Source organism: Formosa bonchosmolovskayae (assembly GCF_051016085.1).
Lineage (GTDB): Bacteria > Bacteroidota > Bacteroidia > Flavobacteriales > Flavobacteriaceae > Formosa.
On record NZ_CP174605.1, the window covers coordinates 2,013,909 to 2,034,391 of the forward strand.

General features: G+C 32.8%; 23 protein-coding genes. 16 read left to right on the top strand and 7 right to left on the bottom strand.

The genetic code is table 11. From position 1 onward, the window contains the following. Positions 1 to 9 precede the first annotated feature (9 nt). The 15 genes from infA to ACKC83_RS08605 all read left to right on the top strand — a co-directional run bounded on the left by infA (position 10) and on the right by ACKC83_RS08605 (position 12,760). Positions 10 to 225, top strand: coding sequence for a translation initiation factor IF-1 (infA, locus tag ACKC83_RS08535; protein WP_007094967.1), 216 nt, complete (start codon positions 10 to 12; stop codon positions 223 to 225). Between the two features lie 4 nt (positions 226 to 229). Beyond that, positions 230 to 346 (top strand): type B 50S ribosomal protein L36, encoded by a 117-nt coding sequence (gene ykgO, locus ACKC83_RS08540; RefSeq protein ID WP_013305171.1) that lies wholly within the window; start codon positions 230 to 232, stop codon positions 344 to 346. A 2-nt stretch (positions 347 to 348) separates the two neighbouring features. Then, on the top strand, positions 349 to 723 hold the full coding sequence (gene rpsM, locus ACKC83_RS08545; protein ID WP_057783938.1) for a 30S ribosomal protein S13: 375 nt from the start codon (positions 349 to 351) through the stop codon (positions 721 to 723). Positions 724 to 821: 98 nt separating this feature from the next. Beyond that, on the top strand, positions 822 to 1,214 hold the full coding sequence (gene rpsK / locus ACKC83_RS08550) for a 30S ribosomal protein S11 (protein WP_382384039.1): 393 nt from the start codon (positions 822 to 824) through the stop codon (positions 1,212 to 1,214). A 180-nt stretch (positions 1,215 to 1,394) separates the two neighbouring features. Then, positions 1,395 to 2,000, top strand: coding sequence for a 30S ribosomal protein S4 (rpsD, locus tag ACKC83_RS08555; RefSeq protein ID WP_414036125.1), 606 nt, complete (start codon positions 1,395 to 1,397; stop codon positions 1,998 to 2,000). Positions 2,001 to 2,095: 95 nt separating this feature from the next. Next, a complete protein-coding gene (locus tag ACKC83_RS08560) occupies positions 2,096 to 3,088 on the top strand; it encodes a DNA-directed RNA polymerase subunit alpha (protein ID WP_414036124.1) in 993 nt (330 codons plus the stop codon). A 58-nt stretch (positions 3,089 to 3,146) separates the two neighbouring features. Continuing rightward, complete coding sequence (gene rplQ, locus ACKC83_RS08565; protein WP_414036123.1) at positions 3,147 to 3,623, top strand: 50S ribosomal protein L17; 477 nt, start codon at positions 3,147 to 3,149, stop codon at positions 3,621 to 3,623. A gap of 79 nt (positions 3,624 to 3,702) precedes the next feature. Further along, a complete protein-coding gene (locus tag ACKC83_RS08570) occupies positions 3,703 to 4,425 on the top strand; it encodes a hypothetical protein (RefSeq protein WP_414036122.1) in 723 nt (240 codons plus the stop codon). Between the two features lie 32 nt (positions 4,426 to 4,457). Beyond that, positions 4,458 to 5,561 (top strand): glutamine-hydrolyzing carbamoyl-phosphate synthase small subunit, encoded by a 1,104-nt coding sequence (carA, locus tag ACKC83_RS08575; RefSeq protein ID WP_434037720.1) that lies wholly within the window; start codon positions 4,458 to 4,460, stop codon positions 5,559 to 5,561. A gap of 167 nt (positions 5,562 to 5,728) precedes the next feature. After that, positions 5,729 to 7,018 (top strand): phosphopyruvate hydratase, encoded by a 1,290-nt coding sequence (gene eno, locus ACKC83_RS08580; RefSeq protein ID WP_414036120.1) that lies wholly within the window; start codon positions 5,729 to 5,731, stop codon positions 7,016 to 7,018. A 177-nt stretch (positions 7,019 to 7,195) separates the two neighbouring features. Further along, positions 7,196 to 8,482, top strand: a complete 1,287-nt coding sequence (locus tag ACKC83_RS08585) for a citrate synthase (protein ID WP_414036119.1) — start codon at positions 7,196 to 7,198, stop codon at positions 8,480 to 8,482. A 96-nt stretch (positions 8,483 to 8,578) separates the two neighbouring features. After that, a complete protein-coding gene (locus tag ACKC83_RS08590) occupies positions 8,579 to 9,493 on the top strand; it encodes a dimethylarginine dimethylaminohydrolase family protein (protein WP_434037721.1) in 915 nt (304 codons plus the stop codon). 78 nt (positions 9,494 to 9,571) lie between these two features. Continuing rightward, on the top strand, positions 9,572 to 10,165 hold the full coding sequence (locus ACKC83_RS08595) for a SprT-like domain-containing protein (protein WP_434037722.1): 594 nt from the start codon (positions 9,572 to 9,574) through the stop codon (positions 10,163 to 10,165). Between the two features lie 12 nt (positions 10,166 to 10,177). Beyond that, on the top strand, positions 10,178 to 11,257 hold the full coding sequence (locus tag ACKC83_RS08600) for a mannose-1-phosphate guanylyltransferase (protein ID WP_434037723.1): 1,080 nt from the start codon (positions 10,178 to 10,180) through the stop codon (positions 11,255 to 11,257). Between the two features lie 3 nt (positions 11,258 to 11,260). Continuing rightward, on the top strand, positions 11,261 to 12,760 hold the full coding sequence (locus ACKC83_RS08605; protein ID WP_414036115.1) for a DUF389 domain-containing protein: 1,500 nt from the start codon (positions 11,261 to 11,263) through the stop codon (positions 12,758 to 12,760). On the opposite strand, the gene ACKC83_RS08610 is transcribed toward ACKC83_RS08605, so the two are convergent. Both ACKC83_RS08610 and ACKC83_RS08615 read right to left on the bottom strand, forming a co-directional pair. Continuing rightward, on the bottom strand, positions 12,757 to 13,524 hold the full coding sequence (locus ACKC83_RS08610) for an ABC transporter ATP-binding protein (RefSeq protein ID WP_414036114.1): 768 nt from the start codon (positions 13,522 to 13,524) through the stop codon (positions 12,757 to 12,759). The two genes, ACKC83_RS08605 and ACKC83_RS08610, sit on opposite strands and share 4 nt — an antisense overlap. Then, complete coding sequence (locus ACKC83_RS08615) at positions 13,524 to 14,261, bottom strand: MlaE family ABC transporter permease (RefSeq protein WP_414036113.1); 738 nt, start codon at positions 14,259 to 14,261, stop codon at positions 13,524 to 13,526. Before ACKC83_RS08615 ends, ACKC83_RS08610 begins: the two co-directional genes overlap by 1 nt. A 112-nt stretch (positions 14,262 to 14,373) precedes the next feature. Here ACKC83_RS08615 and pafA point away from each other — a divergent pair, with 112 nt between their 5' ends. Further along, positions 14,374 to 16,032 (top strand): alkaline phosphatase PafA, encoded by a 1,659-nt coding sequence (pafA, locus tag ACKC83_RS08620; protein WP_434037724.1) that lies wholly within the window; start codon positions 14,374 to 14,376, stop codon positions 16,030 to 16,032. A gap of 50 nt (positions 16,033 to 16,082) precedes the next feature. Here pafA and ACKC83_RS08625 read toward each other — a convergent pair whose 3' ends face one another. From ACKC83_RS08625 to ftsH, 5 genes are all read right to left on the bottom strand, one after another. Next, positions 16,083 to 16,349, bottom strand: a complete 267-nt coding sequence (locus ACKC83_RS08625; RefSeq protein ID WP_414036111.1) for an acyl-CoA-binding protein — start codon at positions 16,347 to 16,349, stop codon at positions 16,083 to 16,085. 1 nt (position 16,350) lies between these two features. Further along, a complete protein-coding gene (locus ACKC83_RS08630; RefSeq protein WP_414036110.1) occupies positions 16,351 to 17,001 on the bottom strand; it encodes a phosphatidylserine decarboxylase family protein in 651 nt (216 codons plus the stop codon). Beyond that, positions 16,991 to 17,812, bottom strand: coding sequence for a phosphatidate cytidylyltransferase (locus ACKC83_RS08635; RefSeq protein ID WP_414036109.1), 822 nt, complete (start codon positions 17,810 to 17,812; stop codon positions 16,991 to 16,993). The genes ACKC83_RS08630 and ACKC83_RS08635 overlap by 11 nt, the downstream gene beginning before the upstream one ends. A gap of 1 nt (position 17,813) precedes the next feature. Next, positions 17,814 to 18,425: an LUD domain-containing protein gene (locus ACKC83_RS08640; protein WP_434037725.1), complete on the bottom strand. Its 612-nt coding sequence runs from the start codon at positions 18,423 to 18,425 to the stop codon at positions 17,814 to 17,816. 117 nt (positions 18,426 to 18,542) lie between these two features. Then, positions 18,543 to 20,480: an ATP-dependent zinc metalloprotease FtsH gene (gene ftsH / locus ACKC83_RS08645; protein ID WP_434037726.1), complete on the bottom strand. Its 1,938-nt coding sequence runs from the start codon at positions 20,478 to 20,480 to the stop codon at positions 18,543 to 18,545. Positions 20,481 to 20,483 lie beyond the last annotated feature (3 nt).

Genomic DNA, 20,483 nt, shown 5'->3' on the forward strand with positions numbered 1-20,483 from the left:
TATTATACAATGGCAAAACAAGCAGCAATAGAACAAGACGGAACAATTATTGAAGCATTATCTAATGCAATGTTTCGTGTTGAGTTGGAGAATGGTCACATTGTGACTGCTCACATATCTGGTAAAATGCGTATGCATTACATTAAATTGTTACCAGGTGATAAAGTAAAATTAGAAATGAGTCCTTACGATTTAACTAAGGCTAGAATAACTTATAGATACTAATACGATGAAAGTAAGAGCATCAGTTAAAAAAAGAAGTGCAGATTGTAAAATCGTGCGTAGAAAAGGTAGACTTTACGTAATTAACAAAAAGAATCCTAGATTCAAACAAAGACAAGGGTAGTTATGGCAAGAATTGCAGGTGTAGACATACCAAAACAGAAAAGAGGAGTGATCTCTTTAACTTATATCTATGGTATAGGTAGTACTAGATCACAACAAATTTTAGCAGAAGCTAAAGTTGACGAAAACACAAAAGTTCAAGACTGGACAGATGATGAAATAGGGGCTATTCGTGAAGCTGTTTCTAAGTTCACAATTGAAGGTGAATTACGTTCTGAAACTCAATTAAGCATTAAGCGATTAATGGATATTGGATGTTACAGAGGTATTCGTCATAGAGCGGGTCTTCCTTTAAGAGGGCAACGTACTAAGAACAACTCTAGAACTAGAAAAGGTAGAAGAAAAACTGTTGCTAACAAGAAGAAAGCAACTAAATAATTAAAAGTCATTAGTATTTAGTAGTTAGATGAATCTGTTCGAAATCGAAAGGTTTAGGATTCTATCACTAACAACTAACAACTAGAAACTAAAATAATATGGCAAAGTCAAATACAAAAAGTACTAAAAAACGTAAAGTTATAGTAGATGCTGTAGGAGAAGCTCACGTTACTGCTTCTTTTAACAACATTATTATTTCTCTTACCAACAAAAAAGGAGACGTTATTTCTTGGTCTTCTGCTGGTAAAATGGGATTTAGAGGATCTAAAAAGAACACACCTTACGCAGCACAATTAGCGGCAGAAGATGCTGTAGCTGTTGCTCAAGAGGCAGGTCTAAAAAAAGTAAAAGTTTATGTTAAAGGACCAGGTAATGGTAGAGAATCTGCTATCCGTTCTATTCATAATGCAGGTGTAGAAGTAACAGAAATTATTGATGTTACTCCATTACCACATAATGGATGTCGTCCTCCAAAACGTAGAAGAGTATAATTTTACATCAAATATTAAAAATAATTAATATCAGCTATTTTACAGTTGGTATTAATTTTTTTATATGTAAATTTGCACACTTTAAAAAAATAATTTAACAAGTATAACAAAGAGATTAACGATTATCGAAGGATAAGATTAAGACCTTAATTCATAATCACTCTTTAAAATCAATTTATTATGGCAAGATATACTGGTCCTAAAACTAAAATAGCTCGTAAGTTTGGTGAAGCTATTTTTGGAGATGACAAATCTTTCGAAAAAAGAAATTATCCTCCAGGTCAACACGGAGCTAACAAGCGTCGTGGAAAAAAATCTGAATACGCTATCCAATTAATGGAAAAGCAAAAGGCAAAATATACTTACGGTATATTAGAACGTCAATTTAGAGGTTTATTCAAAAAAGCAACTGCTTCACAAGGTATTACTGGTGAGGTATTATTACAATTATGTGAATCTAGATTAGATAACGTTGTTTACAGAATGGGGCTTGCTCCTTCTAGAAGCGGTGCTAGACAATTAGTATCTCACAGACATATTACTGTAAATGGTGAGTTGGTAAACATTCCTTCTTATAATTTAAAAGCAGGAGATGTTGTTGCTGTAAGAGAAAAATCAAAATCACTTGAAACTATAGAGAAATCTTTATCAAATTCAAGTCAAGTTTTCGAATGGATTACTTGGAATAACGAAACTAAGCAAGGAACTTATGTTTCTGTACCAGCTAGAATTCAGATTCCAGAAAACATTAACGAGCAGTTCATTGTCGAACTATATTCTAAATAATAAATAACAAATATTGGTATTTGGCCAAAGGGTTTATTCGTGTTTCTTCAAACTTATAAACCGCGCAACTAAATAACAATTAAAAAGAAGAAAATATGGCAGTATTTAATTTTCAGAAGCCCGATAAAGTAATCATGATCGATTCTACCGATTTTCACGGTAAATTCGAATTTAGACCTTTAGAACCTGGTTATGGATTAACAGTTGGAAACGCTTTAAGAAGAGTTTTACTTTCTTCTTTAGAAGGGTTTGCAATTACATCAGTAAGAATAGAAGGTGTAGATCATGAATTTTCAACAATACCTGGTGTTGTAGAAGATGTTACAGAAATAATTTTAAATTTAAAACAAGTACGTTTTAAAAGACAAATAGAAGATGTAGATAACGAATCTGTTTCTATTTCTATTTCTGGACAAGACCAAATCACGGCTGGCGATTTCCAAAAATATATTTCTGGTTTCCAAGTTTTAAATTCAGATTTAGTGATCTGTAATTTAGATCCTAAGGTTACTGTTAATATGGAAATTACTATTGAGAAAGGAAGAGGTTATGTTCCTGCAGAAGAAAATAAGAAAGCTACTGCACCAATTGGAACTATCTTTGTAGATTCTATATATACGCCTATAAAAAATGTTAAGTATAGTATCGAGAATTACCGTGTAGAGCAAAAGACTGATTACGAAAAGTTAGTTTTCGAAATTGAATCTGATGGTTCTATCACGCCTCAAGATGCTTTAACTGAAGCTGCAAAAACGCTTATTCACCACTTCATGTTATTCTCTGATGAGCGTATTACATTAGAAGCTGATGAAATTGCACAAACTGAAACTTATGATGAAGAATCTCTTCACATGAGACAGTTGCTTAAAACTAAACTTGTAGACATGGATCTTTCTGTTCGTGCTCTTAATTGTTTAAAAGCAGCAGAAGTTGATACGTTAGGTGATCTTGTATCATTTAATAAAAACGACTTAATGAAGTTCCGTAACTTCGGTAAAAAATCTTTAACAGAGCTTGAAGAGCTTGTAAATGTAAAAGGTTTAAACTTTGGTATGGACTTATCAAAATACAAATTAGATAAAGATTAATTAATCATATTTTGCTCCTCGATCACGAGTTTGGTAGCAAGATGATAACACAAATGTCATGAGACACGGAAAAAAAGTAAATCACTTAGGTAGACAAACAGCACATAGAAAAGCTATGCTTGCTAATATGGCTTGTTCTTTAATAGAGCACAAACGTATTAACACTACTGTTGCTAAAGCGAAAGCTTTAAAACAATTTTTTGAACCTTTAGTAACTAAGTCTAAAGCAGATACAACACACAACAGACGTATTGTATTTAGTAAATTAAGACAAAAGGAAGCTGTTACTGAATTATTCAGAGAAGTAGCTACTAAAGTAGGTGATAGACCAGGAGGATACACTCGTATCATTAAACTTGGTAATCGTTTAGGAGATAACGCTGATATGGCAATGATAGAATTAGTTGATTACAACGAAATCTACAATGCTGGAAAAGTTGAGAAGAAAACTACACGTAGAAGTAGAAGAGGTGGTTCTAAACCAGCTGCTGCACCTGCTGTAGATACTACAAAAGATTCTAGCGAAGAAGAATAAATGTTAAAAGCATTATATAAATAAAAAGAGGCTACCCTATTAAGGGTGGCCTTTTTTTTTATATTTGTGTCAAAAAATTATGAAGTATTTATTGCTATTTTTATTAAGTGGTTTTGTTAGTACCACAATTAGTGCTCAAACAAACGTTAACACTATGGCAGATGGTTCAAACCTACACCAAATTAGTGCTTTACCTATTACTGCAGGGGCAACTATTGCAACATATAATGTAAATAAAGGTTCTGACATAAAAGGATCTATTTATTTATATGACAATTGGAATAACAGTGGTAAAATCTTCTTTACAAATAATGCTACGGCATATAGCTTACCAACTTCAAATTTCAATATTCAATCTCGACGAGTTGAAATGAAATATGCTAAAGATTCGTTATTTGTTATTAATTCTGCTAACATAGATAAAATCATTATCCGCGATAAAACATTTAAATTATTTAAAGATCCGGATTATAAGCGTGATGCTTTGTTTGAAGAAGTGTTTTCTTCAGAAGATGTTTTGTTAGTGAAAAAATATAAACTTGCTGTTAACGAAGGACAAGTTAATCATATGACTGGTCGTAAACTTAGTCCAGATAAGTATATTAAAAAAGAGATATATTATATTTCTAAAGATCCGGAAAAACAGGATTTTAATGAGGTTAATTTTAATAAAAAATTATTATATAGCTTAGTCGAAAAGGATAATCAGGATAAAGTAAAAGCTTTTTATAAAGAAAAGAACTTATCTTATAAAGATGAGAACGATTTAAAAATTCTTCTTAATTATTCTAAGTCTTTATAAATTTTAATCAATTTTGTAACGTATTTTAAAAAATGAAATATCAAAAAAGGAATAAAGCGGTAGTATTATTAGCCGATGGTACTATTTTTCATGGTAAAGTTGTGGGAAATAGAGAAGGTACCGCATTTGGAGAAGTTTGTTTTAATACTGGTATGACAGGGTATCAAGAAATCTTTACAGACCCGTCGTATTTTGGTCAGTTAATGGTCGCTACTAATGCTCATATTGGTAACTATGGAACTGAAAAAAATGAAATTGAATCTGAAGGGATAAAAATTTCAGGATTAATATGTAAAAATTTTAGCTACAATTATTCCAGAGATTTAGCAGATTTAAGTTTAGAAGATTTTTTAAACCAAAATAATTTATTAGCTGTATCAGATATAGATACCCGTGCTTTGGTTAGTTACATTAGAGATAATGGTGCTATGAATGCTGTTATTTCTACAGATGTCGATAATATTGAGGGGCTTAAAAAGAGATTAAAGGATATTCCAGAAATGAATGGACTTGAATTGGCCTCAAAGGTATCTACTAAAGAACCATATTTTGTAGGTGATGAAAATGCGGAAATTAAAATATCGGCCTTAGATTTAGGGATTAAAAAGAACATCTTACGTAATTTAGCTAAGCGTGGTGCTTACATTAAAGTATTTCCTTATAATTCTACTTTCCAAGATTTAAGTGCTTTTAATCCTGATGGATATTTCTTGTCTAACGGTCCCGGAGATCCGGAACCATTAACATCTGCACAAGAGGTTGCTAAAGAAATTATAAAGAGAGATTTACCTGTGTTTGGTATATGTCTAGGTCATCAGGTTATTGCCTTGGCTAATGGCGTGTCTACATATAAAATGCACAATGGGCATCGCGGTATTAATCATCCTGTTAAAAATTTAATTACTGGTAAAGGAGAAATTACATCTCAAAATCATGGTTTTGCAGTGAATAGAGAGGAAGTCGAAGCGCATCCAGACCTAGAAGTTACACATGTGCATCTAAACGATAATACTGTTGCAGGTTTAAAAATGAAAAATAAGAATTGTTTTTCTGTTCAATATCACCCAGAAGCAAGTCCAGGGCCTAATGATGCCGAATATTTGTTTGATCAATTCATAGAGAATATCAAGAAATAAATACTAAAAACCTCAAAAAAAGCTTGCTTTATTTGAGGTTTTTTTGTTACGAAAACAATGTAGTAATATTATAAGATAAATATACCTTTATTTCTTAAAATGTAGACTTACAATTTTGTAATTTAGTGTTTTATAACAAAAAAATTAACTTTTTAAATACTAATACGATGAGTAGAATTATCAAGATTCATGCAAGACAAATTTTAGATTCCCGTGGAAATCCAACAGTTGAAGTAGATGTAGAAACAGAAATTGGAGCATTTGGAAGAGCAGCAGTTCCTTCAGGAGCCTCTACAGGAGAGCATGAAGCAGTAGAATTGAGAGATGGTGGAGATTCTTATATGGGAAAAGGAGTGTCTAAAGCTGTTGATAATGTAAACAGTATTATAGCTGAAGAATTATTAGGAATGTCTGTTTATGATCAAAATCAAATTGATCAAATCATGATAGATTTAGATGGAACAGCTAACAAATCAAAATTAGGGGCTAACGCAATTTTAGGGGTGTCTTTAGCAGTAGCTAAGGCCGCAGCTTTCGAATTAGGAGTGCCTTTATATCGTTATGTAGGTGGTGTTTCTGCAAATACATTACCAGTACCTATGATGAACATCATTAATGGTGGTTCTCATAGTGATGCACCTATTGCATTTCAAGAATTTATGATCATGCCTGTCAAAGCTAAAAACTTTACACATGCCATGCAAATGGGAACAGAGATATTCCATAACCTTAAGAAAGTGTTACACGATAGAGGTTTAAGTACTGCTGTAGGTGACGAAGGAGGATTTGCTCCAACTTTAGAAGGCGGAACAGAGGATGCTTTAGATTCTATCAAATTGGCTGTTGAAAAAGCAGGTTACTCTTTTGGTGACGAAATTATGGTTGCATTAGATTGTGCAGCGGCAGAATTCTTTGTGGATGGTAAATACGACTACACTAAATTTGAAGGTGAAACTGGAAAAATTAGAACGAGTGAAGAACAAGCTGAATATTTAGCTGAATTATCTGCTAAATACCCAATTATCTCAATTGAAGATGGAATGGATGAAAACGACTGGGAAGGTTGGAAATTACTTACTGAAAAAATTGGAGACCGTGTACAATTAGTTGGAGACGATTTATTTGTAACTAACGTAGAGCGTTTATCTCGTGGTATTGAAGAAGGTATTGCAAACTCTATTTTAATTAAAGTAAATCAAATTGGATCTTTAACAGAAACTATCGCAGCTGTAAATATGGCTAAAAATGCGGGTTATACTTCTGTAATGTCTCACCGTTCTGGAGAAACTGAAGATAACACTATCGCCGATTTAGCAGTAGCTTTAAACTGTGGTCAGATTAAAACGGGTTCTGCTTCTAGAAGTGACCGTATGGCTAAATACAATCAATTATTACGTATTGAAGAAGAATTAGGAGATGTAGCTTATTACCCACAAGGGAAAGCGTTCAAATTCTAATACATTTTTTTAAATATATTCTAAAAACGATTATTTCTTGAAATAATCGTTTTTTGTTATTTATATATTTACGGATTAATTAATTATTGATATTGGATTTTTATTAATAATTAGTAATAGATTTTGTATTTTAGCGCGAATCAAGAAAAAAAACAAAAAAAACATAAGTATATTAATATGTCAAAACAAGCCACAATTGAAATCGATGGGGAAAAATACGAATTTCCTTTAGTAACAGGAACTGAAAATGAAGTCGCAATCGATATAACTGCCTTAAGAACCGCTACAAAAGGTGTAATAACATTAGATTCAGGTTTTAAAAATACTGGGTCTTGTGAAAGTGCTATTACCTTTTTAGATGGTGAAAAAGGAATTTTAAGATATCGTGGTTATTCTATAGAAGAACTTGCTCAAAAAGTAGACTTCTTAGAAGTTACTTATCTATTAATCTTTGGAGAATTACCTACTAAAGCACAGAACGATAAGTTTCATGATGATATTAAAGCACAATCTGCAGTCGATGAAGATATTAAGAAGATATTAGATGCTTTTCCTAGAACAGCACACCCAATGGGGATTATCTCTTCATTAACAAGTGCATTAACTGCATTTAACCCTTCTTCTGTGAATGTAAATTCAGAAGAAGATATGTATAAAGCCATCGTTAAGATCTTAGGTAAAATGCCTGTTTTAGTAGCGTGGACTATGCGTAAAAAACAAGGTCTTCCATTAGATTATGGAGACGACGAATTAGGATACGTAGAGAATATTCTTAAAATGATGTTTTCTAGACCAAGTACCAAATACGTACAAAATCAAGTCTTAGTAGACGCTTTAGATAAATTATTAATTTTACACGCAGATCACGAGCAAAACTGTTCTACATCTACGGTAAGAATAGTAGGTTCTGCTCACGCAGGTTTATTTGCTTCAATTTCTGCAGGTATTTCTGCATTATGGGGACCTCTTCATGGTGGAGCTAACCAAGCTGTATTAGAAATGCTTCAAGCTATAGAAGCTGATGGTGGAGACACTAAAAAATATATGGCTAAGGCAAAAGATAAAAATGATCCATTTAGATTAATGGGATTCGGACACCGTGTTTATAAGAATTTTGACCCAAGAGCCAAAATCATTAAGAAAGCGGCAGACGATGTGTTAGAAGCTTTAGGTATCGAAGATCCAATTTTAGCGATAGCTAAAGGCTTAGAGAAAGAAGCTTTAGAAGATCAATATTTCGTGGATAGAAAATTATATCCAAACGTAGATTTCTACTCTGGTATTATTTACAGAGCAATGAATATTCCTCAAGAAATGTTTACTGTTATGTTTGCAATCGGACGTTTACCAGGTTGGATTGCACAATGGAGAGAAATGCGTTTAAGAAAAGAACCAATAGGTCGTCCTCGTCAATTATATATTGGTGAAACATTAAGACCTTTTATTGAAGTAGAAAATCGTTAGTAAATAACGAGTTTATAATCAAATGTCATTTTGAATAATTCTAAAGCATAATTATGTTTTATAAATGTTCGGAATGACATTTTTATTTAAAAAGATATGTTGTCATTAAATGTAAAAAATGAAACGTCTCGGTTACGTACCGTGGTATTAGGAACCGCTATTTCTAACGGACCTATACCTTTATTAGATGAAGCCTACGACCCAAAGTCTATTGAACATATTAAAGCAGGAACTTATCCGCTAGAAGCCGATATGGTAAAGGAAATGGAAGCTGTTGCTGCAATTTTTAAAAAATATAATGTAAACGTATTTCGGCCTAAATTAATAGAAGATTACAATCAGATTTTTGCTAGAGATATTGCATTTGTAATAGATAATAAATTTATAAAAGCAAATATTCTTCCCGATCGTGAGCAGGAATTAGAGGCGCTTCAAGACGTAATTAATCTAATTAATCCAGATCATATTATTACACCTCCAGAAGATGTTCATATAGAAGGAGGGGACGTCATGCTTTTTAATGATCATATTTTTATCGGAACTTATAAAGGAGACGATTATGCAAATCATATTACCGCACGTACTAATCTTGAAGGTGTAAAATTTATAAAAGAGCTCTTTCCTAATAAAATTGTTAAAGAATTCGACCTGGTAAAATCTAAAACTGAGGCTAGGGATAATGCATTACATTTAGATTGTTGTTTTCAGCCAGTGGGTAAAGATAAAGGTATAATCTACAAGGATGGGTTTAGAGACGAATCCGATTATTTATATTTAGTAGATGTATTTGGTGAATCTAATCTATTTCATATTTCTAGAGATGAAATGTATAACATGAATAGTAATATATTTTCTATCGATGAGAATGTAGTGATTTCTGAAGTTAAATTCGTTAGATTAAACACTTGGTTACGCGCTCAAGGTATAACTGTAGAAGAAGTGCCATATGCAGAAATTTCGAAGCAAGAAGGGCTATTACGCTGTTCTACTATGCCCTTAATTAGGGACTAAGAATAATTTATTTAGTTTAGAAGCTTAAAGATATATTAATATTGGTTTTTCATTAGTTTCATTTACATTTGTTGTATAATGCATAACACACTTCAAGGCTATATACCAGAACATTCAATTCCTCAAGTAATGGAATTATTGGCCCATGATAAACTCGATTTTATTGTAAAATCAGAACGTAAGACGCGACATGGGGATTACAGAAAACTAAAAAATGGGAGACATCTAATTACAGTTAATTCTAATTTAAATCCGTATCGGTTTTTAATGACCTTAATTCATGAAATTGCTCATTTTGAAGCGTTCAAAAATTACGGTCCGTTTATTAAACCACATGGTAAAGAATGGAAACTTACCTTTCAACATTTAATGCTTCCTTTTTTAAATCCAAAGGTTTTTCCTGTAGAATTGTTACCTTTATTAGCAAATCATTTTAAAAACCCGAAGGCAACGAGTGACACAGATCATCATTTATCTTTAGCTTTAAAACAATTTGATGATAATTCAGATAAAACTTATATTTTTGAAGCTCCAGATGGTAGTGTATTCAAAATCCATAACGGAAGGCAATTCAAGAAAGGAAATAGACGTGTTAAACGTTTTGAATGTGTGGAAATTAAAACGGGAAAAACATATTTGTTTAACCCAAATGTTGAAATAGAACTTATTTAATACCAAGTAAGCATGAATAAAAATAATTATGCCATTATTATGGCAGGCGGCGTAGGCTCAAGATTTTGGCCAATAAGTAAAAATAGTTTCCCTAAACAATTTCACGATATGTTAGGAACGGGAGATACGCTAATCCAGAAAACATTTCACCGTTTAGCAAAATTTATTCCTAAACAAAATATTTATATTCTTACGAATGCCGACTATAACGATCTTGTTTTAGAACAGCTTCCAGAAGTGTCTCAAGAGCAAGTGGTTTTAGAACCAGCGATGAGAAACACAGGACCTTGTATTTTATATGCAGCCTTAAAAATTCAGAAACAGAATCCAGATGCTTTAATGTTAGTTGCGCCTAGTGACCATTGGATCGAAGATGAAGATGCATTTGCAAAAAACGTAATCACAGCCTTTGATTTTTGTCAGGAAAAAGATGCGCTAATGACCTTAGGTATTGAACCTACATTCCCAAACACAGGGTACGGATATATCGAATACGATACAGAAACCGAGAATGTTGTAAAGCAAGTCAAGCAATTTAGAGAAAAACCAGATTACGAAACAGCAAAATCCTTTATTAAGCAAGGTAATTTTGTTTGGAATGCTGGTATTTTTATGTGGAGTGTGGCTAGTGTTGTAAAGGCTTTTAAATCTAATCAGCCAGAATTATTTCAATTATTCGAAAACGGAATTCCATCTTATAATACAGCATCGGAATCTGATTTTATATTGGAAAACTATGAGAAAGCAGAAAATATCTCTGTGGATTATGCCATTATGGAAGGGGCCAAAAATGTATATGTTTTGTCTGCCGAATTCGATTGGAACGATTTAGGGACTTGGGGTAGTTTATACGATAAGTTAGATAAGGATGCCGATAATAATGCCGTTGTAAATGCTAGAACATTAGTAAAAGATGCAAGTGGTAATATGATTAGAACTAAGGACGATAAAATTGTTGTTGTTGAAGGTTTAAATGACTATATTATAATAGATAAAGATGATGTTCTTCTTATTTATCCTAAGGAAAAAGAACAAGATATAAAGCAATTGCGTAATAAAGTTAAAGACGTATTTGGAGATGAATACTGTTAATGTATGAGTGAAAATAAATTTAATTTTGAAGAGGATGAAGCTGACAAAGTGAAAGCTTCAGCACAAAAATCTACAGTAGAAAATTCTAAGGAAGGTATTAAGAAAGACGCGAAAGGCCTATTTGAAAACCTTAGAAATTTCTTGTCAGAACTTTTAGATTTTAGACAGGATACAGATCAACAAGCAACTATAGATGCTATTAAAGGAGATATTCCTTTTAAGGGCGCTACGGCTTGGATTTTGATTTGTTCTATCTTTGTGGCCTCTATCGGATTAAATGCCAATTCTACAGCAGTTGTTATTGGTGCCATGTTAATCTCGCCCTTAATGGGACCTATTTTAGGTATTGGATTATCGGTTGCTATTAACGATATCGATACGCTTAGAAAATCCTTAATCAATTTTGGGGTTATGATTCTTTTAAGTGTATTAACTGCATTTTTATTCTATAAATTTTTTCCTTTACAAGAGGAATCTTTAGAGCTGTTAGCCCGAACAAAACCTGATATTCGAGACGTGCTTATTGCCTTTTTTGGTGGGGCCGCTTTAATTATAGCGCGAACTAAAAAAGGAACGATTGCATCTGTAATTTTTGGTGTGGCGATTGCCACAGCCTTAATGCCGCCTTTATGTACGGTAGGATACGGTTTAGCAGTTGCCTTCGACGATTTCTCAAAGGGAATTGGTTATGCTTCGGGAGCCTTTTACTTGTTTATAATAAATACTATTTTTATTGCACTGGCAACGTTTATCGCACTTAAGATTTTACGTTTCCCAATGATTAAATACGTTAATTCTAAGAAAAGAAAACGTATCTCTCAATTAGCTTCCGTTTTAGCTATTGTTGCTATGATTCCTGCAATGTGGACATTTGTAGATGTTTTAAAAGAAAGTAATTTTAATAGAGAAGCGCAGTTATATTTAGATCGAGAATTAAGAGGATTGCCTCAATATGAGTATATTAAAAAGAATGTAGTTTACAAATATTCTAATGGCAAAGATGGTTCTAGTTTTGAATTTAATACTTACGGACTTGGGTATATCCCGGTAGAAACTATCGAATTATTAAAAGCGAGATTAGCAGACTATCCATCACTACAAAATGCGCATTTCGAATTCAATCAAAACAGTTCTAACGTAGACAATGTAAAGTATATGGAGCAATTGCGTTATCGCGACTCTTTAGATTTACTTTCTCAAACGCAAAAAATCGCATTTTTAGAAAAAAAGGTAGGGCAGTTACAGTATTTAGAAGACAATACCATACCGTTTGAAAGTATCTTAAAAGAAGTTCAAATTAACTATGACAACTTAATCTCATTTAGTTATGCTCCTGTAATTACTTCAAATTTTGAAAAAATTGATACCGTACCCATATTTGGTGTACGTTGGAAAAAAGGCATAAAGGAAGAGTCCGTTGCCAAAGATCAAGATAAACTAGAGCGTTGGTTAAAATACAAATTAAGATTAGACACTTTAGTTATCGAAAGAGCAAAACATTAATTGTTTTCTTCGATATACATTTTACGGACTTTCTTAAATAGTTCAGACGAATAAACAAAGTCGGTTACAGCTTCATTGTCTGTTCTAAATATAGTTTCATTAGAACCTTCCCAGGCTTTTAATCCATCTTTTAGAAATATAATTTTTTCACCAATTTCCATTACCGAATTCATATCGTGAGTATTAATTACCGTGGTAATGTCGTATTCGTCTGTAATTTCTTGGATAAGGTTATCTATAACAATGGCTGTTTTTGGATCTAATCCAGAATTAGGTTCGTCGCAAAATAAATATTTAGGTTTATTTACTATGGCACGTGCTATAGCAACACGTTTCTGCATACCTCCAGAGGCTTCAGACGGAAGTTTGTTGTGTGCGCCTTCTAGATTAACACGTTTCAAAACAAAGTTCACACGGTCGTCCATTTCGCTGTTACTTTGTTTTGTGAACATTTGTAATGGGAATTTAACGTTTTCGGCTATCGTCATAGAATCGAATAAAGCACTACCTTGAAACACCATACCTATTTCGGCTCTGATTTCTCGTTTTTCTTCATCAGATAATTTCGAAAAAATGCGACCTTCGTAAGCAATACTACCAGATTCATAATTAAATAGGCCTAAAAGACATTTTAAAAACACCGTTTTACCAGAACCACTTTGTCCGATAATAAGGTTTGTTTTGCCTTTCTCAAACGTCGTGCTAATTCCTTTTAAAATATGAGAATCTCCAAAGGATTTCTGTAAATCTTTAACTTCAATCATTAGCTTAATAGGATTTGTGTTAATATAAAATTCAACGTTATTATGGCAACACTGGTCCAAACAAACGATACTGTACTTGCTTTACCAACATCTAAAGCTCCACCTTTCATATAAAAACCATGATATGCAGGAATGGTTGCTAATAAAAATGCAAAGCCTATAGTTTTAATAAAAGCATAGGCAATATGGTAAGGAATAAAATCTTCTTGTAGACCAATAATGTAATCGTTAATAGATGCGAAATTTCCGAAGGCACAGGCGGCTAATCCACCTACAATTCCTAAAAACATAGATATTGAAATTACAAAAGGATAAAGCATTAATGCAACCAGTTTAGGAAATACTAAATAATTAAGTGCATTTATACCCATAACTTCTAAAGCATCTATTTGCTCGGTTACTCGCATGGTACCAATACTAGACGTGATAAAAGACCCAACTTTTCCGGCCATAATTATAGAAATAAAGGTAGGTGCAAACTCTAAAATTACAGATTGCCTCGTTGCAAAACCAATTAAAGATTTTGGTATTAAGGGATTATCCATATTTAAAGCGGTTTGTATAGTAACTACACTTCCTACAAAAAAGGAAATGAAAGCTACTATACCTAAAGATCCAATAATTAAATCATCGATATCTTTAAGCATGAGCTTTTTCATAACCGACCATTTCGTCGGTTTCTTGAAAATCTCAATAATCATTATGGCGTAAGCGCCAATACTGTGCAGATAACTCATAGAATATTTTGTAAGTGCTAAAGTAAATAAATACTCTAACTTATTTAATGATTATTTAAGTTAAGAAAGATTTTAAAATCTTAATTTTGTTTTTATAAATAAAATAATGTTAATGAAAAATTCAATTTTACTTTTTACAGCTTGTTTGCTTTATGTTGCAGGCTTCGCTCAAAAAGCTCAAGACACTGAGTCTTCAAAAATCTACGTAAAACCAAAGTTAGTGGTTGGTATCGTAGTAGACCAAATGCGTTACGATTATTTAACTCGATTTTATAATAAATATGGCGACGGTGGTTTTAAGCGCATGATGGATGAAGGTTTTAACTGTAAGAATAATCACTTTAATTATATTCCAACCTATACAGCACCAGGACATGCTTCTGTTTATACAGGTACCACTCCTGCTAATCACGGTATTATAGGTAATAATTGGTACGATAAAGAAAATAAAAGTAGTGTTTATTGTGCGGGTGATGAAAATGTAACTCCTGTAGGAACAGAAGATGCGGCAGGGAAAATGTCTCCGAGTCGTATGCTTACAACCACATTTGCAGACGAAAATAGATTATTCACTCAAATGGAAGGTAAAACTATCGGAATCTCTATTAAAGATAGAGGAGCCATTTTACCAGCAGGTCACACCGCAAATGCAGCGTATTGGTTTCATGGTAAAGACGAAGGTGTTTTTATCTCGAGCACCTATTATCAAGAAGAATTACCTAAATGGGTAACAAAATTTAATTCTTCTAAGACTGCAAAATCTTATTTAAAGGATTGGAATACGCTTTACAATATTAAAAATTATACAGAAAGCGGTAGCGATCTAAATGAATTTGAAGGTGGTTTTAAAGGTAAAGAAACTGCAACTTTTCCATATGATTTAAAAAAACTTAGCAAAACTAATGGAGGTTTTGATATTATTAAAGCAACACCTTACGGTAATAGTATAGTCGCAGATTTCGCTATAGCCGCAATTAAAGGAGAAGACTTAGGTAAGGATGATGTAACCGATGTTTTAACGGTTAGTTTTTCTTCTACAGATTATGTTGGACATAACTTTGGAGTGAATTCGAAAGAAGTAGAAGATACTTACTTACGTTTAGATCAAGATTTAGAGCGGTTGTTTAAGATTTTGGATAGTTATGTTGGTAAAGGTGAATATACCGTATTTTTAACAGCAGATCACGGTGCTGTAGATGTCCCTTCTTATTTACATTCTCATAATGTACCAGCAGGATACTTTGGTAAGGATGAATTTAAAGACAACCTGAATAGTTTTATGGCTAAAAAATATGGAGCTTCAGATTTAGTCGAAAACATCAGTAATAACCAGATTTTTTTAAATCGCGAAAAAGTAAATCAGTTAAACTTAAATTTAGGAAGCGTACAGCAGGAGATTGCTAACAAACTAATGACTTTTAAAGATGTTTATGTGGCTTATCCTGCAACCGAAATAGGCAATGGAGGATACACAGATGGTGTACAGCGTTTATTTAAAAACGGATATAATCAGAAGCGATCTGGAGATGTGCTTTACCAATATAATCCAGCAGTAATCTCTTATAGTAAGACAGGTTCTACACACGGTTCTGGTTTAAACTATGATACACATGTTCCGTTATTATTCTTCGGAAAAGGAATTAAGCATGGAAGTACTTTGCAAAAAACAGAAATTATAGATATTGCTCCAACCATTTCAGGAATGTTGGGAATAAGCTTTCCTAATGGAGCTACAGGGCAACCTTTAGAATTTGTTTTAGATAACAAATAAATATAGCATTTAAAGCTTATAAATTTTATATGGAAAGTAGTTCTTAGGAGCTACTTTCTGTATAAAAAATAATTATTTACAAGATCAATGTAAATGCGTTTCGCTTCGTCTTGTGTAATATCTTTAACTTGGAATAATGCATTCGTCTTAAATGCATTTATAATGGGTTTCCCCGAGCTAGGCCGTCCATAGTCGTTTGTTGCCTTTTTATAATAGGCATACAAGCGCAAAAGAAAATCGGCTGGAAAAGGTCCCGGAAGATTATTGATGCGTTCTACGGCATCTCTAAAGTCAATATCTAATTCTTCAGAAGTCATATTATAATTCTGCTATAATACTTTCCCCACCTTTAACTTTCTGGTTAAGGCTAACATTAATTTTTGTTCCCAGGGGTAAAAATAAATCTACTCTAGATCCGAATTTTATAAATCCAGAATCACTAGCTTGAACAGCAACATCGCCCACTTTAGCGTAGTTTACAATACGTTTCGCTAATGCTCCTGCGATTTGGCGGTGCAATACTTTTACGTGTTTGTTATTTTCTACAACTACAGTCGTGCGTTCGTTTTCTTCACTCGCTTTTGGGTGCCAAGCAACTAAAAATTTTCCAGGGTGGTATTTACTAAATATAACTTTTCCTCCAATAGGATATCGTGTAACATGTACATTTAAAGGCGACATAAATACACTTACTTGTAATCGTTTTTCATTGAAATATTCCTTTTCGAAAACTTCTTCAATAACTACCACCTTACCATCTACAGGAGATAATACTTGATCTTCGCTAAGAATTCCATTTCGTTTAGGATTTCTAAAGAATTGTAAGATAAGAATTAAGAAGATTAAAAGCGTAAAAAACAAAATGTATCGCAACCATAAGATGGATACTAAATTATCGACGATTAAAAACGAAATAACCACTGCTATAAAAGTGATTAAAATAATTTTGAAACCTTCCTTATGAAACATAATCTATAAGTCTTAAAAATAAATAAATGAATGGTGCTGCAAAAATAATGCTGTCTAATCGGTCCATTAATCCGCCATGTCCTGGCATTATAACACCGCTATCTTTCACATTAACTTGGCGTTTAAACTTAGATTCTACTAAGTCGCCTAATGTTCCAAAAACACTTACAATAATAGCTAAAATAAGCCATTGTGTAAAGTTTAATGAGTGGGTAAAGGTAGCAATAAAATAGCTAGCAATACAAGCAAAAAATAGACCGCCAATAAAGCCTTCTACAGTTTTCTTAGGCGATATTTTTTCGAATAATTTTTGCCTCCCAAAATTCTTACCAACTAAAAAGGCAAACGTATCGTTTACCCATACTAAGATAAAGGATCCGAGAAGTATGCTTGGGTTATATTCGTTACCAAATCTAGCTATTAACAGAAAGAAAATGAATGAACTAGAAAGGTAAAAACTGGTTAAAAGGAAACGTTTAAATTTATATACCGGAATCCCTTTTTTTGAAAATAAATCTTTTATAAGAAATAAATTGACAAAGATTGAGAGTACTAGTAGTATTTGTGTCGCTTCATGAAAGCCTTTTAATTCTGGAGAAAACATATGCCAATATCCGAAACCAAAATAGATCAAGATAAAAATGGCAAAAGGATAAAAAGCGTGAAATTCTATTAGCTTTTTAAATTCAGCTATAGAAATAATTCCGAAAACAAAAAACAGTACCGCTAATGCGTGTTCGTTGTATAAAGATCCGATAAGTAATACAATATATATCAGACCAAATATAGCTCTAGTAACAATTTCTTTCATGTTAGAGGTCTTCTAAAAGAAGCAAATAAAGATTTTTTGAATTACTTCCGTAGGTCATGAAGTTTTTTTCCTCAACCGATTTGAAATGTTTTATGGTAGTGATATTGGTAGGGATACGTTGCGTATTTTTAGATTTAATACCACGTAATCCTTCTCCAATACTGGCCACAATCTGACTTGTTGTTGCGAATACTATAAAGTTGTCAGGCAAGTCTACCAATTTCTTTTCCGCAATTTGTTTAGATGTAATTAACAAAGAACCATCGTCCGCAATTAAATTTTCACAACTTGTTAAAAAATAAGTTGCATCTGTATCGTTAGGTTTGGCTAGATTTAAATTAGAAGAGCCAAAACGTTTTTTTAATTCATTATCTAGAAAAAGAATCTTTTTATCTTCCCAATTATTTTCTTCAATAATAAAATCTAAGGTTTGGAAAATTTCATCTAAATTTTCACAATACAAGAACTTACCACCATTAGATTTAAAGTTTATGGTAAACTTTTCGTCTATGGGTAAATTAATTTCAGGCATGTATTTGCCTCTTTCCTCAGATTGTATTTCCTCTTCTGATTTGTTTGATTTGGAACCAAAAAGTTTTCTAAATAGACTCATTAAGACTTTTGCTATTAATCTGTATTATTTCGGGGTTCTTCAAAGATAAAAAATCTTAAACTAACCTAACGATTAATTTAAGATTTTTCGTGTTATTAAGCTTTGGTACTTAATAATTTATTTATCTAAAAGGGGTTTTAATTCAGGATCGAAAGGACGTTTCCCAAATATTTTTTCAAGATTATCTTTAAAAATCACCTCTTTTTCTAAAAGAACATCAGCCAACTCAGTAAGTTTGTCTTTGTTATCTTCAAGAAGTTTTAAGGCTCTTTGGTATTGATTTTCAATGATATCCGAAATTTCCTTGTCTATAAGTTCTGCTGTTTTTTCACTATAAGGTTTTGTAAAACCATACTCGTTTTGTCCAGAAGAATCGTAATAGGTTAGGTTTCCTACTTTATCACTTAATCCGTAAACTGTAACCATAGCTCGCGCTTGTTTAGTTACTTTTTCTAGATCACTTAATGCTCCAGTAGATATTCTATTAAATATTACCTTTTCTGCCGCACGCCCTCCTAAAGCCGCACACATTTCGTCCAACATTTGTTCTGGTCTAACAATTAAGCGCTCTTCTGGTAAGTACCAAGCCGCACCTAATGAGCGTCCGCGTGGTACAATAGTTACTTTTACAAGTGGCGCTGCATGTTCTAACATCCAACTCACAGTAGCGTGACCAGCTTCGTGATATGCTATAGCTTTCTTTTCGCTAGGTGTAATTATCTTGTTTTTCTTTTCTAAACCACCAACAATACGGTCTACAGCATCTAAGAAATCTTGCTTGTCTACAGCCTTTTTACCTTGTCTTGCAGCAATTAAAGCCGCTTCGTTACATACGTTGGCTATATCTGCTCCAGAAAATCCTGGAGTTTGTTTTGCTAAGAAATCTGTATCAAGGTTTTCAGATTTTTTAATTGGTTTTAGGTGAACTTCAAAAATTTCTTGACGTTCTCTAATGTCTGGTAAATCAACAAAAATTTGTCTATCAAAACGACCAGCACGCATTAAAGCGCTATCTAAAACATCGGCTCTGTTTGTTGCAGCTAATACAATTACATTTGTATTAGTACCAAAACCATCCATTTCTGTTAGTAATTGGTTTAACGTGTTTTCTCTTTCGTCGTTAGAACCTGACATGTTATTTTTCCCTCTTGCACGTCCAATAGCATCAATTTCATCAATGAAAATTATTGCAGGCGATTTTTCTTTTGCTTGCTTGAATAAATCTCTTACACGAGAAGCACCAACACCAACAAACATCTCTACGAAATCTGAACCAGATAGAGAGAAGAACGGTACTTTAGCTTCACCAGCAACGGCTTTAGCTAGTAACGTTTTTCCTGTTCCTGGAGGTCCAACAAGTAAAGCACCTTTTGGGATTTTACCTCCTAAAGACGTATATTTTTCAGGATTTTTAAGGAAGTCTACAATTTCTTGAATTTCTTCTTTAGCACCTTCTAAACCAGCAACATCTTTAAACGATGTTTTTACATCTGTATTCTGATCGAATAATTTAGCTTTAGATTTTCCGATATTAAAGATTTGCCCTCCAGCACCGCCACCAGCACCGCCAGACATTCTACGCATAATAAAGATCCAAACCCCTATTAAAAGTATAAAAGGAAGAATTCCAAGAAGGAAATCGCCCATTAAATTTTGTTCGGTTTTATAATTTACTGCTGTGTTTAAATCGAAATCTTGTATTGTAGAATTAACTTGATTTTCGAAATTTTGTAAATCTCCAAATTCAAAACTATAATTAGGTAATTTCGTTGCAGTAGGCAGTAACGTTGAAGGTTTAGAGTTTTTATGCTCTTCCTTTTGTAATGCTGCATCTGTAAGAAAAACTTCCGCTTTTCTTTTATTTACAATTTCTACAGTTTCTACATCTCCATTTTTCAGATATGTCATAAAATCTGATGGAGTCGTAGCTGTAGAGTCTTGTAAACTACTACTGCTAAAAATCTGAATTGCGATAAAAATTGCTATGATTGCTCCGTAAATCCAATATGGATTTAACTTAGGTTTCTTATTTGGAGTTTTTTTGTCGTTTGCCATTAA

Bases quoted from the DNA above. Each gene is read 5' to 3' on its own strand.
- infA (WP_007094967.1), top strand. From the start codon at position 10: ATGGCAAAACAAGCAGCAATAGAACAAGACGGAACAATTATTGAAGCA.
- ykgO (WP_013305171.1), top strand. From the start codon at position 230: ATGAAAGTAAGAGCATCAGTTAAAAAAAGAAGTGCAGATTGTAAAATC.
- rpsM (WP_057783938.1), top strand. From the start codon at position 349: ATGGCAAGAATTGCAGGTGTAGACATACCAAAACAGAAAAGAGGAGTG.
- rpsK (WP_382384039.1), top strand. From the start codon at position 822: ATGGCAAAGTCAAATACAAAAAGTACTAAAAAACGTAAAGTTATAGTA.
- rpsD (WP_414036125.1), top strand. From the start codon at position 1,395: ATGGCAAGATATACTGGTCCTAAAACTAAAATAGCTCGTAAGTTTGGT.
- ACKC83_RS08560 (WP_414036124.1), top strand. From the start codon at position 2,096: ATGGCAGTATTTAATTTTCAGAAGCCCGATAAAGTAATCATGATCGAT.
- rplQ (WP_414036123.1), top strand. From the start codon at position 3,147: ATGAGACACGGAAAAAAAGTAAATCACTTAGGTAGACAAACAGCACAT.
- ACKC83_RS08570 (WP_414036122.1), top strand. From the start codon at position 3,703: ATGAAGTATTTATTGCTATTTTTATTAAGTGGTTTTGTTAGTACCACA.
- carA (WP_434037720.1), top strand. From the start codon at position 4,458: ATGAAATATCAAAAAAGGAATAAAGCGGTAGTATTATTAGCCGATGGT.
- eno (WP_414036120.1), top strand. From the start codon at position 5,729: ATGAGTAGAATTATCAAGATTCATGCAAGACAAATTTTAGATTCCCGT.
- ACKC83_RS08585 (WP_414036119.1), top strand. From the start codon at position 7,196: ATGTCAAAACAAGCCACAATTGAAATCGATGGGGAAAAATACGAATTT.
- ACKC83_RS08590 (WP_434037721.1), top strand. From the start codon at position 8,579: ATGTTGTCATTAAATGTAAAAAATGAAACGTCTCGGTTACGTACCGTG.
- ACKC83_RS08595 (WP_434037722.1), top strand. From the start codon at position 9,572: ATGCATAACACACTTCAAGGCTATATACCAGAACATTCAATTCCTCAA.
- ACKC83_RS08600 (WP_434037723.1), top strand. From the start codon at position 10,178: ATGAATAAAAATAATTATGCCATTATTATGGCAGGCGGCGTAGGCTCA.
- ACKC83_RS08605 (WP_414036115.1), top strand. From the start codon at position 11,261: ATGAGTGAAAATAAATTTAATTTTGAAGAGGATGAAGCTGACAAAGTG.
- ACKC83_RS08610 (WP_414036114.1), bottom strand. From the start codon at position 13,524: ATGATTGAAGTTAAAGATTTACAGAAATCCTTTGGAGATTCTCATATT.
- ACKC83_RS08615 (WP_414036113.1), bottom strand. From the start codon at position 14,261: ATGAGTTATCTGCACAGTATTGGCGCTTACGCCATAATGATTATTGAG.
- pafA (WP_434037724.1), top strand. From the start codon at position 14,374: ATGAAAAATTCAATTTTACTTTTTACAGCTTGTTTGCTTTATGTTGCA.
- ACKC83_RS08625 (WP_414036111.1), bottom strand. From the start codon at position 16,349: ATGACTTCTGAAGAATTAGATATTGACTTTAGAGATGCCGTAGAACGC.
- ACKC83_RS08630 (WP_414036110.1), bottom strand. From the start codon at position 17,001: ATGTTTCATAAGGAAGGTTTCAAAATTATTTTAATCACTTTTATAGCA.
- ACKC83_RS08635 (WP_414036109.1), bottom strand. From the start codon at position 17,812: ATGAAAGAAATTGTTACTAGAGCTATATTTGGTCTGATATATATTGTA.
- ACKC83_RS08640 (WP_434037725.1), bottom strand. From the start codon at position 18,425: ATGAGTCTATTTAGAAAACTTTTTGGTTCCAAATCAAACAAATCAGAA.
- ftsH (WP_434037726.1), bottom strand. From the start codon at position 20,480: ATGGCAAACGACAAAAAAACTCCAAATAAGAAACCTAAGTTAAATCCA.